The sequence below is a fragment of the Pseudomonas sp. ADAK7 genome (genome assembly GCF_012935675.1).
Lineage (GTDB): Bacteria > Pseudomonadota > Gammaproteobacteria > Pseudomonadales > Pseudomonadaceae > Aquipseudomonas.
This window is the reverse complement of sequence record NZ_CP052861.1, coordinates 4,986,892-5,000,921: the sequence shown is the minus strand read 5'-3', so window position 1 is coordinate 5,000,921 and position 14,030 is coordinate 4,986,892. Positions and strand designations below refer to the sequence as shown.

Annotated in this window: 13 protein-coding genes and 1 riboswitch; of the genes, 8 read left to right on the top strand and 5 right to left on the bottom strand. The window is 60.8% G+C overall.

The features are described from left to right. Positions 1-40: 40 nt before the first annotated feature. From HKK53_RS22965 to HKK53_RS22950, 4 genes are all read left to right on the top strand, one after another. Positions 41-1,036, top strand: coding sequence for an ArsR/SmtB family transcription factor (locus HKK53_RS22965; RefSeq protein ID WP_169372714.1), 996 nt, complete (start codon positions 41-43; stop codon positions 1,034-1,036). 18 nt (positions 1,037-1,054) lie between these two features. Beyond that, complete coding sequence (gene metK, locus HKK53_RS22960; RefSeq protein ID WP_169372713.1) at positions 1,055-2,245, top strand: methionine adenosyltransferase; 1,191 nt, start codon at positions 1,055-1,057, stop codon at positions 2,243-2,245. A gap of 159 nt (positions 2,246-2,404) precedes the next feature. Continuing rightward, complete coding sequence (gene ligB, locus HKK53_RS22955; RefSeq protein ID WP_169372712.1) at positions 2,405-4,078, top strand: NAD-dependent DNA ligase LigB; 1,674 nt, start codon at positions 2,405-2,407, stop codon at positions 4,076-4,078. A gap of 100 nt (positions 4,079-4,178) precedes the next feature. Continuing rightward, positions 4,179-4,574 (top strand): DUF1090 domain-containing protein, encoded by a 396-nt coding sequence (locus HKK53_RS22950; RefSeq protein ID WP_169372711.1) that lies wholly within the window; start codon positions 4,179-4,181, stop codon positions 4,572-4,574. A 75-nt stretch (positions 4,575-4,649) separates the two neighbouring features. On the opposite strand, the gene HKK53_RS22945 is transcribed toward HKK53_RS22950, so the two are convergent. Continuing rightward, on the bottom strand, positions 4,650-5,099 hold the full coding sequence (locus HKK53_RS22945; protein ID WP_169372710.1) for a c-type cytochrome: 450 nt from the start codon (positions 5,097-5,099) through the stop codon (positions 4,650-4,652). A 128-nt stretch (positions 5,100-5,227) separates the two neighbouring features. Here HKK53_RS22945 and mltA point away from each other — a divergent pair, with 128 nt between their 5' ends. Then, positions 5,228-6,400, top strand: coding sequence for a murein transglycosylase A (mltA, locus tag HKK53_RS22940; RefSeq protein WP_169372709.1), 1,173 nt, complete (start codon positions 5,228-5,230; stop codon positions 6,398-6,400). Between the two features lie 92 nt (positions 6,401-6,492). On the opposite strand, the gene HKK53_RS22935 is transcribed toward mltA, so the two are convergent. Both HKK53_RS22935 and HKK53_RS22930 read right to left on the bottom strand, forming a co-directional pair. Next, positions 6,493-6,876, bottom strand: coding sequence for an MAPEG family protein (locus HKK53_RS22935; protein ID WP_123404270.1), 384 nt, complete (start codon positions 6,874-6,876; stop codon positions 6,493-6,495). Positions 6,877-6,917: 41 nt separating this feature from the next. Then, positions 6,918-7,751 carry an EamA family transporter gene (locus HKK53_RS22930; RefSeq protein ID WP_169372708.1) on the bottom strand — a complete coding sequence of 278 codons (834 nt, stop codon included), beginning with the start codon at positions 7,749-7,751 and terminating at the stop codon, positions 6,918-6,920. A 286-nt stretch (positions 7,752-8,037) separates the two neighbouring features. Here HKK53_RS22930 and HKK53_RS22925 point away from each other — a divergent pair, with 286 nt between their 5' ends. Next, positions 8,038-9,207, top strand: coding sequence for an MFS transporter (locus HKK53_RS22925; protein WP_169372707.1), 1,170 nt, complete (start codon positions 8,038-8,040; stop codon positions 9,205-9,207). A 177-nt stretch (positions 9,208-9,384) separates the two neighbouring features. Beyond that, on the top strand, positions 9,385-10,650 hold the full coding sequence (locus HKK53_RS22920; protein WP_169372706.1) for a cation:proton antiporter: 1,266 nt from the start codon (positions 9,385-9,387) through the stop codon (positions 10,648-10,650). On the opposite strand, the gene HKK53_RS22915 is transcribed toward HKK53_RS22920, so the two are convergent. After that, positions 10,651-11,538, bottom strand: a complete 888-nt coding sequence (locus tag HKK53_RS22915; protein WP_169372705.1) for a formate/nitrite transporter family protein — start codon at positions 11,536-11,538, stop codon at positions 10,651-10,653. Positions 11,539-11,766: 228 nt separating this feature from the next. Then, the gene (locus HKK53_RS22910; RefSeq protein ID WP_169372704.1) at positions 11,767-12,171 is read right to left on the bottom strand and encodes an acyl-CoA thioesterase; all 405 of its coding nucleotides are present in this window, start codon (positions 12,169-12,171) and stop codon (positions 11,767-11,769) included. A 198-nt stretch (positions 12,172-12,369) separates the two neighbouring features. Next, positions 12,370-12,468, top strand: a riboswitch (S-adenosyl-L-homocysteine riboswitch). A gap of 23 nt (positions 12,469-12,491) precedes the next feature. Between HKK53_RS22910 and ahcY the strand changes: the two genes are divergently transcribed. Further along, complete coding sequence (gene ahcY / locus HKK53_RS22905) at positions 12,492-13,901, top strand: adenosylhomocysteinase (RefSeq protein WP_169372703.1); 1,410 nt, start codon at positions 12,492-12,494, stop codon at positions 13,899-13,901. Positions 13,902-14,030: the final 129 nt, after the last annotated feature.

The window sequence follows — 14,030 nt, the reverse complement described above, 5'->3', positions numbered from 1 at the left end:
TCTTGCGAGGTTTTCTGACCGTCACTAGACTGCTGGCCCTATGAATCTACGCGTGCCTTCCATTCAACATGACGATTGCGATGAGCTGGCGGCCTTGTGCAAGGCCGGTGGTGATCCTCTGCGCCTGAATGTATTGCGCGCGCTGGCCAACGATTCGTTTGGCGTACTGGAACTGGCGCAGATCTTCGGCATTGGCCAATCGGGCATGAGTCATCACCTCAAGGTATTGGCCCAGGCCGACCTGGTGGCGACCCGTCGTGAAGGCAACGCGATTTTCTATCGTCGCGCCCTGCCCCACACCGACTTGCTGGGCGGCAAATTACACGCGGCCCTGTTGGACGAAGTGGATAACCTGACTCTGCCGGCCGATGTGCAATCGCGGATCGCTCAGGTACACGGGCAACGGGCGGCGGCCAGCCAGGACTTTTTCTCACGGGTGGCGGAGAAGTTTCGCGCCCAGCAAGATTTGATCGCCGGCCTGCCGCAGTACCGCGAAAGCGTGGTGGCGCTGCTCGACAAGCTGAGTTTCAGCGCAGGCGCCACGGCGATTGAAGTCGGCCCCGGCGATGGCGGTTTTCTGCCGGAACTGGCGCGCCGCTTCACCCAGGTCACGGCGCTGGACAACAGTGCGGCGATGCTCGAGTTGGCGCGCCACGTCTGTGAACGTGAAAGGCTGACTAACGTCAGCCTGCAATTGGCCGATGCATTGAATGGTGTCAGCCTGACCGCCGATTGCGTTGTACTGAACATGGTGCTGCACCATTTCGCCGCACCGGCCGAAGCGCTCAAGCACATGGCCGGCTTGCTGCAACCAGGCGGTAGCCTGTTAGTGACAGAGTTATGTAGCCACAACCAGAGTTGGGCCAGGGAGGCCTGCGGTGATCTATGGTTGGGGTTTGAACAGGACGATCTGGCCCGTTGGGCCACCGCTGCGGGACTCGTTCCCGGGGAAAGCCTCTATGTAGGCTTACGTAATGGTTTCCAGATTCAGGTCCGCCATTTTCAGCGGCCGGCTGGCGACACTCACCATCGGTAAATTCAGGAAAACATCGAGATGAGCGAATACTCCCTCTTCACCTCCGAGTCCGTGTCTGAAGGGCATCCGGACAAAATCGCCGACCAGATTTCCGATGCGGTGCTGGACGCCATCATTGCTGAAGACAAGTTCGCCCGTGTGGCGTGCGAGACTCTGGTCAAGACTGGCGTGGCAATCATCGCAGGTGAAGTCACCACGTCGGCCTGGGTCGACCTGGAAGAAATCGTGCGTAACGTCATTCTGGACATCGGCTACAACAGCTCCGATGTCGGTTTCGACGGTGCCACTTGCGGCGTGATGAACATCATCGGCAAGCAGTCTCCTGACATCAACCAGGGTGTCGACCGTGCCAAGCCTGAAGATCAGGGCGCCGGCGACCAGGGCCTGATGTTCGGCTACGCCAGCAACGAAACCGAAGTGCTGATGCCTGCACCGATCACGTTCTCGCACCAGCTTGTGCAAAGGCAAGCCGAAGCCCGTAAATCCGGCCTGCTGCCTTGGCTGCGCCCGGACGCCAAGTCGCAAGTGACTTGCCGTTACGAAGGCGGCAAGGTTGTCGGTATCGACGCCGTTGTTCTGTCGACCCAGCACAACCCTGAAGTGTCGTACAAAGACCTGCGCGAAGGCGTGATGGAGCTGATCGTCAAGCACGTGCTGCCTGCCGAACTGCTGACCAAAGACACCCAGTTCCACATCAACCCGACTGGCCAGTTCATCATCGGCGGCCCGGTTGGCGACTGCGGTTTGACCGGTCGCAAGATCATCGTCGACAGCTACGGCGGCATGGCCCGTCACGGCGGCGGCGCGTTCTCCGGTAAAGATCCATCGAAGGTTGACCGTTCGGCGGCCTACGCCGGTCGTTATGTGGCGAAGAACATCGTTGCGGCCGGCCTGGCCGAGCGTTGCGAGATCCAGGTTTCCTACGCGATCGGTGTGGCTCAGCCTACGTCGATCTCGTTGAACACCTTCGGCACCGGCAAAATCAGCGACGACAAAATCGTCAAACTGGTTCGCGAAGTGTTCGACCTGCGTCCATACGCAATCACCACCATGCTCGACCTGCTGCACCCGATGTACCAGGAAACTGCTGCGTACGGCCACTTCGGTCGCACCCCGCAAACCAAGACCGTGGGCGACGATACGTTCACCACGTTCACCTGGGAAAAGACCGACCGCGCCGAATCCTTGCGCGCTGCTGCCGGCCTGTAAGACTTCCCCGGCGGTACCAAAAGCCCCGCACGGTTCGCGCCGTGCGGGGCTTTTTCATGATGGAAGAGTGTCCTCGAAACACCTCGAAAAACACCCCGCTTTCACAAAACTCATGACCGACTAGCCTTTCAAGCATCCCAATGAGCAAGGACGCTCTCGATGCTCCCCAACCTGCGCCTGTTTTTCGCCCTCCTGCTGACCTCCCTGACCGCCAGCGCCGCCGACTGTCCCGACTGGCCACCCACTCGCGCCGAGGCCGAAATCACCGCCCTGCAACAGCAAATCGACCGCTGGGACGACAGCTATCACCGCAACGGCCGCTCGCTGATCGCCGACGAACTCTATGACCAGTCCCGAACCCGGCTGACGCAATGGAGCACCTGCTTCAACCTCGTCCCGTCCGCCCAGCCGCTGCGAACGGCGCGCGGCAAGGTGGCTCACCCGGTCGTCCACACCGGCCTGGAAAAACTGCACGATGAACGTGCCGTCGCAGATTGGCTGCGTGATCGCAAAGACGTCTGGATTCAACCCAAGGTTGATGGCGTGGCGGTGTCGCTGATTTACCGCAATGGCCTGCTGCACCAAGCGATCAGTCGTGGCGACGGCATCAATGGCCAGGACTGGACCGCCGCCGCGCGCAACATCGCCGCCATTCCCCAACGGCTGCCGCAACCGCTGGACTTGGTGCTGCAAGGCGAACTCTATTGGCGCCTGACCGACCACGTACAAGCCCAGGCCGGCAGCCTCAACGCCCGCGCCAGCGTGGCCGGGCTGATGGCGCGCAAGTCGCTGAGCAGCGAACAGGCGGCCGGGATCGGATTGTTTGTCTGGGATTGGCCGCAAGGCCCGACGAGTTTGCCGTCCCGGGTGGCGACGCTGGAAGCGTTGGGTTTCCCGCCCACCGGGCTCTACAGCCAACCGATCAATACATTTGCCGACGCGCAGCACTGGCGCGACCACTGGTATCGCTCGCCCCTGCCCTTCGCCAGCGATGGCATCGTTCTGCGCCAGGATTCGCGCCCTCCCGCCGAACGCTGGCAGGCCCGGCCGCCCTACTGGAGCGTCGCCTGGAAATACCCCTTCGCCCAGGCGCTGGCCGAGGTGCGCAAGGTCCATTTCAAGATCGGCCGAACCGGGCGGATCACCCCGGTACTGGAGCTGTCGCCGGTGAAGCTCGATGACCGGCAGATCAAGCGCGTGAGCGTCAGCTCCCTGCAACGCTGGGAACAACTGGACATTCGTCCCGGCGATCAGGTCGCCATCAGCCTGGCGGGCCTGACCATTCCCAGGCTCGATGATGTGGTGCTGCGCAGCACCGAACGCCCGGAAGTGAATGCACCGCTGGCTGCAGACTTTCATCCGCTGAGCTGCTGGCAGCCAACGCCGGGCTGCGAGAGTCAATTCCTCGCGCGGCTGACCTGGCTCAGCGGCAAGCAGGGGCTGGCGCTACCGCATGTCGGCCCCGGCACCTGGGAGAAACTTCTCGAAACAGGCCGTCTCAACAACCTGCTGGATTGGTTGACCCTCGATGCTCAAGAGCTTGCTAACATTGATGGCTTCGGCGAGCGCAGCAGTGCTCGCCTTTTAAACAGTTTTGAAAGTGCCCGGCAACGTCCTTTTGCTCGCTGGCTAAAAGCCCTGGGCTTGCCGCCGACGGGCCAGGCGCAACTTGCCGATTCATGGCAGACCCTGGCGCAACGCAGCCACGAACAATGGCAGGCCGAAGCCGGCATCGGCCCGGGACGCGCAACGCAACTGAGCGCGTTTTTTCGCGACCCGCAGGTCCTGGCCTTGAGTGAAACATTACGTGTGGCAGGGATTGACGGTTTTTAGCGACCAACAATGCCTGTCAGCCCGGGAACCCAATGGTGGCGCTGCGCTCAAACAGCCCATTGCCACCTCGACCCGATTGCCTTTTTTGCATGGAGCTTTTATGAAATTTCTTGCACCGCTCGCTCTGTTGACCCTTTGCGGCATGATGGCCGCGCCACTGATGGCGGCCGAAGAAATCCCGGAACTGACCGGATGCGCCGCCAAGAAACAGGGCATCGTCAACCAGATCGAACTGGCCAAGTCTCACGGCAACGCCGATCAGCAGGCAGGCCTGGAAACCGCTCTAAAGGAAGTCACCGCCCACTGCACCGACGCCTCCTTGAAGAAGGAGCGGGAAAACAAGGTGCTCGAAGCCAAGCATGAAGTCAGCAAGCGTCAGGCCGATCTCGACAAGGCCATGAGCAAGGGCGACGCTGAGAAAATCAACAAACGAAAAGACAAACTCGCCGAATCCCGCAAGGAATTGCAGGAAGCGCTGGATGAGTTGGATAAGTAAGTTTCAGGAAGATCGTTCCCACGCTCGGCGTGGGAATGCAGCCATGGACGCTCCGCGTCCGCTTTTGATCTGCGATCAATGATCCCGAAACTGTTTATGGCACGCACTGCAGGCATCTTCGACTTTCTGCACCGCCGGCCCAAGGTTACTGGCCTTGTACGGCTGGACCTTGCTGGCAATCACCAATTCACCGGTGGCGCCTTCAAGGTTGCGGGCCATTTCCTGGAAGCGTGCCTGCTGCTGCCAGACATCATCCTTGGCGCTGGTGTGATCTTCTTCACGCACCTGTGGAAAATGTTTCCACGGCTCATGGGACAGCGCATCGAGTTTCACCGCACCCTCGGCAAATTTCGGCCCGTCGAACGGAATACGCCCACGCAACATGCCACCCAGGTCTTCGCCGGTCTTGAGCATTTGCTTGAAGATCGCCTTGCGCTGACCCAACGGCGAATTCGGATCGACACCGCCACAGGCGGACAAGGTCAGGCAGGCCAGCAATACAACAGAAAGTCTTTTAAAAGTCATGGTGGCTTCAGGTTACGGGGAACGGCGGCCAGTATCCTCGCGTCATCGGCAAACACCAATAGCCCTATTATCAATAAGGGTTGTTTGAGCGCATGGAGCACTCAGGCAACCGTCAAAGGAATAACTCCATGAACAGCCGTATCAAGGCCTGGCGCCCCCGCCTGACCTGGACCCTTCCGATGGTGGCCGTGCTCGCAGGCTGCACCGGCGGCGAAAACAACACCCCGAAAACCCATGCCCTGGCCACTTACACCAGCGCCACCTGGGAAGCGTTGCCAACCGTGTCCGACGACGATCTGGTGGCCGGTTTCGGTTCCTGGCGCAGCGCCTGCACCCGACTCAAGGCTGACCCGGTCTGGGGCGCGACCTGCGCCGCTTCCGCCACTGTGCCGCAAACCGCCGGCGAGATTCGCGGCTTCCTCAAGCAGAACCTGGACGTCTACGGCCTGCGTGCTGCCAACGACAATCCCAATGGCCTGATCACCGGCTACTACGAACCGGTGTACCCCGGCAGCCTGACCCAGACCGAAGTGGCGAACGTCCCGGTGTACGGCGTGCCCGAGGACATGATCATTGTGTCCCTGGACAGCATTTACCCAGAGCTCAAGGGCAAACGCCTGCGCGGGCGACTCGAAGGTCGCGTGCTCAAGCCGTATGACGATGCCGCCACCATCGAGAGCAAAGGGGTCAAGGCCCCGGTCGTGGCCTGGCTGACCGACCCGATGAACCTGCAGTTCCTGCAAATCCAGGGCTCCGGGCGCATCCAGCTCGATGACGGCCGCCAACTGCGCATCGCTTATGCCGACCAGAACGGCCACCCCTATCGACCGATCGGCCGCTGGCTGGTGGATCAGGGTGAGCTGAAGAAAGAAGACGTGACCATGGGCGCCATCAGCACCTGGGCCAAGGCCAATCCGTCGCGCATTCCGCAACTGCTCGGTAGCAACCCGAGCTACGTGTTCTTCACCCGCAACCCGGACAGCAACGAAGGGCCACGCGGTTCGCTCAACGTTCCGCTGACGGCCGGCTACAGCGCGGCGGTGGATCGCAAAGTGATTCCGCTGGGCAGTCTGTTGTGGTTATCCACCACCAAACCGGACGGCAGCGCACTGGTTCGCCCGGTGGCGGCTCAGGACACCGGCGGCGCGATTGCCGGCGAAGTGCGGGCGGACCTGTTCTGGGGCACCGGCGAAGCGGCCGGGCAACTGGCGGGGGATATGAAACAGCAGGGGCAGATCTGGATGTTGTGGCCCAAAGGCGCGGCGCTGCCGCAAGTCCCGCAGGTGGCTGACAAGCCTTAAAGGCAAAAAATCGCAGGCTCCTATGGGGAATCGTTGTGAACACGGTCCCTGTAGGAGCCGCCGCAGGCTGCGATCCTTTACTCTTGCCTCAATCAGATCGACACAAAAAAGAAACTGGCAATCAACCCCATCCCCACAAACCACACCAGTGACCGCAAGATCGCCCAGTCCGCCAGATAGCAAATGATGTACAGCAGCCGACTGGTGATAAACAGCACCGCCAGCACGTTGACCGTCACCAACTGCGCCGTGCCCACCAGATGGGCCGCGAGCACGGCCACCGCGAACGCCGGCATCACTTCGAAGCTGTTCAACTGCGCCGCATGCGCACGCCGGCCCAAACCATTCAGCGATTCGAGAAAGTCCCGGGGATCATGGTTGTCTTTCAGGTTGTACCTGCCACTGGCCTTGGCGATGGCCGTGCAGACATAGGGCAGGAAAATCGCGATCAATACGCACCACAGAGCAACCGTCATAAAGCAGTCCCTTCTTCAGTTTTCAGAAATTCGGTGGTCGGTCAAAACTTCATCACCAGGATGCCGATCAGCACCAACCCACAGGCTAAGAGCCGTGGCCGGCCGAAAGGTTCTTTCAAGTAGCGCATGCCGAACAACACCACCAGGATCACACTGATCTCGCGCAACGCCGCCGCTTCGGCAATCGAGCCCAGCTGCATCGCCCACAGCACCAAAGCGTAGCTGAACAACACGCAAAACCCGACCGCCAGCCCCAGTCGCCACTGTTCACGCCAGAACAACATGAACGCCGGCCGCTTGCGCACCAGCGCCAGCAGCGGGAACGGCCAGGCACTGAGCAGCGTGACCCACACCAGATAATCCAGCGGATGAGACCAGCGCCGCAACGCCTGGCCATCGATGAAGGTGTAGCAGCCGATGCACAGGCCGATCAGCGCCACCACCGGCAGCATCGACCATGGCAATCGCGCACCGCCACCGCCCTGCCATAGCAGGCACAGCATGCCGAACGGGATCAGCAAAATGCCGAAGATCTGCTGATTCGTCAGCACTTCCCCGGCGAAGATCAGCGTCAGCGCCAGCACCACCAACGGCGACAGGCCACGCATCAGCGGATAGACCAGCCCCAGGTCACCGACCCGATAGGCCTGGATCAGCAGGTAGCGATAGAGCAATTCAAACGCCGCCGACGCCAGGATCCATGGCCAGATTGCAATCGGTGGCACGTTCACGAACGGCAGCATCACGGCGACAAACAGCATCGCCACCGAGTCCATGCACGCCACCACCAGCAGCCGTTCGGCGCTGAACTTGATCAGGGTATTCCACGCCGCGTGTAACAGCGCCGCTACCAACACCAGTGCTGTTGCAAGCACGGCTTACTCCTTTTTGTTGTCCACGCCGCCCCTGTAGGAGCAAGGCTTGCCCGCGATGACATTCTTGAGATCGCCATCGCGGGCAAGCCATGCGCCTACAGGAATCGGGGCGGAGAATTGATTCGCCATATGTCCGCAGCTGTTTATACTGCAAGCGACCACGCCGCACTCAGTTGCGCACAGACTAATTCCAATAAATTCTGCCCCCGCCCGCTCTCATCGAGAACGGTCGATGGCCTGCGCATGCCTGATCCGAGCGTCAAGACTACCGACAGAGACCTTGCGCATGCCACTCGCCCTGTTTGCCCTCGCTGTTGCCGCGTTCGGCATCGGCACCACTGAATTCGTCATCATGGGTTTGCTGCCCGATGTCGCCCGCGACCTCGCCGTGAGCATTCCCCACGCTGGCCTGTTGATCACCGGCTACGCCCTGGGCGTGGTGTTCGGCGCGCCGATCCTGGCGATCGGCACCGCCAACATGCCGCGCAAAGCCACGCTGCTGGGGATGACGCTGATGTTCATCCTCGGCAACATCCTCTGCGCCCTGGCGCCGAATTACGCGACGCTGATGGCGGCGCGAGTGGTGACCGCGTTGTGCCACGGCGCATTCTTCGGCATCGGTTCGGTGGTGGCTGCCGGTCTGGTGGCACCGAACAAACGAGCCCAGGCGATTGCCATGATGTTCACCGGCTTGACCCTGGCCAACGTGCTCGGCGTGCCACTGGGCACCGCGCTCGGCCAATACGCCGGGTGGCGCTCGACGTTCTGGGCGGTGTCGGTGATCGGCGTCATTGCGGCCATCGCCCAATGGCTGTGGTTGCCGAAGGACATCGCCATGGACAAGGCCAACCTGGCCAGCGAGTTCAAGGTGCTGGGCAAGGTCAACGTGCTGCTGGCCCTGGGCATGAGCGTGTTGGCGTCCACCAGTCTGTTCAGCGTCTTCACCTATATCGCGCCGATCCTGCAAGACATCACCGGTGTCAGCCCTCACGGCGTGACCATCATGTTGCTGTTGTTCGGCGTCGGTTTGACGGCGGGCAGTATGCTCGGTGGTCGCCTGGCGGACAGTCGTCTGTTGCCTTCGCTGGTGGGCATGGCACTGGCCGTCGCGGTGGTGTTGGCGGCGTTCAGCCAGACCAGCCATTCGGTGATTCCGGCGGCGATTACGTTGGTATTGTGGGGGATTTTTGCGTTTGCCCTGTGCCCGATTCTGCAACTGCTGATCATTGATCAGGCCCATGAAGCGCCGAACCTGGGTTCGACGTTGAACCAGAGTGCGTTCAATCTCGGCAACGCCGCGGGTGCGTGGATTGGCGGGCTGGTGGTTGCCAGTGGCGCGGACCTGGCGGATTTGCCATGGACCGGGGCGCTGGTCAGTGGCCTGACGGTGCTGACGGCGCTTTTCTATATTTACCTGCAACGTCGGGGGGCGGCGGCGGTCAATGTGTCCGGCTGAACAACTGCGCCGTCCATGACTATGCCTTCGCGGGCAAGCCTCGCTCCTACGAGATGGGTGTCGTTCACAAACTGGGCGACAACCTCACCCCTGTAGGAGCGAGGCTTGCCCGGGAAGCAGCTCACACGGTGCACCTGCCTGAAACCCATTTTCTTCCCACCATCCAAAGGACCCCGGATGCTTGAACTTGTCGCTGCGTTTATTTGCCTCACGTCCCTTCTCACCTACGTGAATTTTCGCTTCATCGGCCTACCCCCGACCATCGGCGTCATGGTCACAGCGCTGATGTTCTCCCTGCTGTTGCAAGGCCTGAGCCTCCTCGGCTACCCCGGCCTCGAAGAGCGCGTACAACTGCTGATCGGCCAGATCGACTTCGGTGATCTGCTGATGAACTGGATGCTGTCGTTCCTGCTATTCGCCGGCGCCCTGCACGTCAATCTGAACGACTTGCGCAGCTACCGCTGGCCCATCGGCTTGCTCGCGACCTTTGGTGTCTTGATCGCCACAGCGGTGATCGGCAGCCTCGCCTATTACATTTTTGCCCTGTTCGGCTGGCACGTGAGCTTCTTGTATTGCCTGCTGTTCGGCGCGCTGATTTCCCCCACCGACCCGATTGCGGTACTCGGTGTGCTGCGGACCGCCAACGCGTCCAAGCCGCTGAAAACCACCATCGTCGGCGAGTCGCTGTTCAACGACGGCACAGCGGTGGTGGTCTTCACCGTGTTGCTGGGCATCGCGCAATTGGGCGAAACCCCGACCGTCGGCGCCACGGCCATGCTGTTCGCCCACGAAGCGATTGGCGGCGTGGTGTTCGGCGGACTGATCGGCTACCTCGTGTACCTGATGATCAAGAGCATCGAGCAGCATCAGATCGAAGTGATGCTGACCCTGGCGCTGGTGATCGGCGGTTCGGCCATGGCTTCGGAGCTGCACGTTTCCGCGCCGATCGCGATGGTGGTCGCCGGCCTGATCATCGGCAACCTGGGCCGCAACCTGGCGATGAACGACATGACCCGCAAGTATCTGGACGGTTTCTGGGAACTGCTCGATGACATGCTCAATGCGCTGCTGTTTGCGCTGATCGGCATGGAGCTGTTGCTGCTGCCGTTCAACTGGCTGCACGTACTGGCCGCGAGTTTGCTGGCGTTGGCGATTCTGCTGTCGCGCCTGTTGACCGTGGCCCCGGCCATCCTGCTGTTGCGGCGCTGGCGCACAGTGCCGCGCGGGACGATCCGGATTCTGACCTGGGGTGGTTTGCGCGGCGGTGTGTCGGTGGCGTTGGCCCTGGCCCTGCCGCTGGGCCCGGAGCGCGATCTGATCTTGAGCATCACCTACATCGTGGTGTTGTCGTCGATCCTGCTGCAGGGATTGAGCATCGGCAAACTGGTCAAGCACGTGACCAAGGATGAGCCTGTGCCAACGACACAGGCTGAGCATCACTGATCACTTCTTGATCTTCTGCGGGTCAGGTTCCTTAGCCTGATCCGCAGACTTTTTCGGCGCACCGCTTTCACTGCGCACCTGCGCATGGCTGATCAGCGCAAAGATGAAACTGCCGCCAATGATGTTGCCCGCCAGCGTCGGCCCGGCAAACACCAGCCAGAAATCCTTCCACGGCAACTCGCCGGCAAACACCAGGTACGACACTTCCGCCGAACCGACAACGATGTGGGTGAAATCCCCCAGCGCCATCAGGTAGGTGATGAGGATGATGATCCACATCTTGGCGCTTTCCATGGACGGGATCATCCAGACCATGGTGGCGATCATCCAGCCGGAAATGATGCCTTTGGCGAACATCTGGCTGGCACTGTTTTCCATGATCTTGCGCCCGATGTCGAGGAAGGCCAGGTCGGTCTTGGTGTCGAAAATCGGCAGGTGCAGCATCACGTAGGCCACCAGCAACGTGCCGCACAGGTTGCCGACCAGCACCACGCTCCACAGGCGCAGCAGTCGGCCGAAATTGTTCAGCGTGGGTTTGGTCATGATCGGCAGCACGGCCGTCAGGGTGTTCTCGGTGAACAGTTGCTGGCGCGCCAGGATCACCGCGAGAAATCCGGCGCAGTAGCCGAAACTGGCGATCACCTTGAAGCCTTCACCGTCCGGCAGCCGGGAATTGAGCAGCCCCATGGCCATCAGCGACAGGCCCATGGTCAGGCCGGCGGCCAGCGCCGACCACCAGAGCGCCGCGACACTGCGCTCGAGCTCCTGATCGCCCTGGGTGCGGATGATTTCGTGCAATACCGCCGCGCGGGGTGGCTGGTTACGGTCGGCTTCGTGCTGTTCTTCTGCCGAGAGGTTCGGGGTCTTGCCGTCTTTTTGAGTGTCCATGGAGCTCCGCAACCGGTGGCGTGTCATGTAGGTACGACACGCGGGGTTCGGAGCTGTTCACTGACCACCCAAACGAAACAAACCCTTGTGGCGAGGGAGCTTGCTCCCGCTGGGCTGCGAAGCGGCCCCAAAACCTGACACCCTATTATTCCAGGCAGACCGCATCGCTGGATTTACGACTGCTGCGCAGCCGGACGGGAGCAAGCTCCCTCGCCACAGATGACCGGGTTAATCGTTGACGACCTCGTCCTTGAACTGGTCTTTGACGTACAGGATCTCTGTGCGGCCGTGAGGTGCCGGCAAGCCGTCTTCACCCAGGTTGACGAACACCATGCGCTCGACCGTCAGGATGCTTTTACGGGTGATCTTGTTGCGCACTTCGCAGGTCAGGGTGATCGAGGTGCGACCGAACTCGGTGGCGGTGATGCCCAGTTCGATGATGTCGCCCTGGCGCGAGGCACTGACAAAGTTGATTTCGGAAATGTACTTGGTGACCACGCGCTGATTGCCCAGCTGGACGATGGCGTAGATCGCCGCTTCTTCGTCGATCCAGCGCAACAGGCTGCCGCCGAACAGCGTGCCGTTGGGGTTGAGGTCTTCGGGTTTTACCCATTTGCGGGTGTGGAAATTCATGTTCACTCCTGAGCGTCTTGCCGAATGATGGGGGGCATCATGGCAGAGCCCGACCTAGAGCTCTATTAAGCATCGACTATGGTCTCGATTACCGTTCGGACATTGACCAACAGAAAGGCTTTGGAAGATAAGAATAGCCCGCTATAATCGCCACCGTTTCAAAACGGTAACGTTCCATTGCTACCGTTTTCCCGCCACCTGTCCGAGGGGCGCTGCAGCAGGTCAAACCTGTCAGGCTCGGATGGGGCGTTGACTGGCCCAGGCCAGACACTAAACGCACAACGGCGCCCATTCGCATACATTACGAATGGAGGCTCATCATGAGCGCTGTTATCACGCCTGCAGATTTTACCGATTACAAAGTCGCCGACATGTCCCTGGCTGCCTGGGGCCGTCGCGAAACCATCATCGCCGAATCCGAAATGCCTGCCCTGATGGGTCTGCGCCGCAAGTACGCCGGTGAGCAGCCGCTCAAGGGCGCCAAGATTCTCGGCTGCATCCACATGACCATCCAGACTGCCGTGCTGATCGAAACCCTGGTTGCCCTGGGTGCCGAAGTACGCTGGTCGTCCTGCAACATTTTCTCGACTCAAGACCAGGCCGCTGCAGCTATCGCCGCTGCCGGCATCGCGGTTTACGCCTGGAAAGGCGAGACCGAAGAAGAGTACGAGTGGTGCCTGGAGCAAACCATCCTCAAAGATGGCGCGCCATGGGATGCCAACATGATCCTCGACGACGGCGGCGACCTGACCGAGCTGCTGCACAAGAAATACCCGACGATCCTGGACCGCGTCCACGGCGTCACCGAAGAAACCACCACTGGCGTTCACCGCCTGCTGGACATGCTGGCCAAGGGCGAGCTGAAAATCCCGGCCATCAACGTCAACGACTCGGTAACCAAGAGCAAGAACGACAACAAGTACGGCTGCCGTCACAGCCTGAACGACGCAATCAAGCGCGGCACCGACCACCTGCTGTCCGGCAAGCAAGCGCTGGTCATCGGTTACGGTGACGTGGGCAAGGGCTCCGCTCAGTCCCTGCGTCAGGAAGGTATGATCGTTAAAGTCTCCGAAGTTGACCCGATCTGCGCCATGCAAGCCTGCATGGACGGTTTCGAACTGGTTTCGCCGTTCATCGACGGCATCAACAACGGCACCGAAGCATCCATCGACAAAGCGCTGCTGGGCAAGATCGACCTGATCGTGACCACCACCGGTAACGTCAATGTTTGCGACTCGAACATGCTCAAAGCCCTGAAGAAGCGCGCTGTTGTCTGCAACATCGGCCACTTCGACAACGAAATCGACACCGCTTTCATGCGCAAGAACTGGGCATGGGAAGAAGTGAAGCCACAGGTTCACAAAATCCACCGTACCGGTCCTGGCGCATTCGATGCCCAGAACGACGACTACCTGATCCTGCTGGCCGAAGGCCGTCTGGTAAACCTGGGTAACGCCACCGGTCACCCAAGCCGCATCATGGACGGTTCGTTCGCCAACCAGGTTCTGGCGCAGATCTTCCTGTTCGGCCAGAAGTACGCCGACCTGTCGCCAGCCCAGAAAGCCGAGCGCCTGACCGTTGAAGTACTGCCGAAGAAACTCGACGAAGAAGTGGCCCTGGAAATGGTCCGCGGTTTCGGCGGCGTTGTGACTCAACTGACCAAGACCCAGGCCGACTACATTGGCGTGACCGTCGAAGGCCCGTTCAAGCCGCACGCTTACCGCTACTGATTGGTCCTGCTGCCTGCTCCCCCTGTGGGAGCGGGCTTCTTGTGGCGAGGGAGCTTGCTCCCGCTGGGTCGCGCAGCGGCCCTAAGCTTTGCGACTGCTTCGCAGTCGAACGGGAGCAAGCTCCCTCGC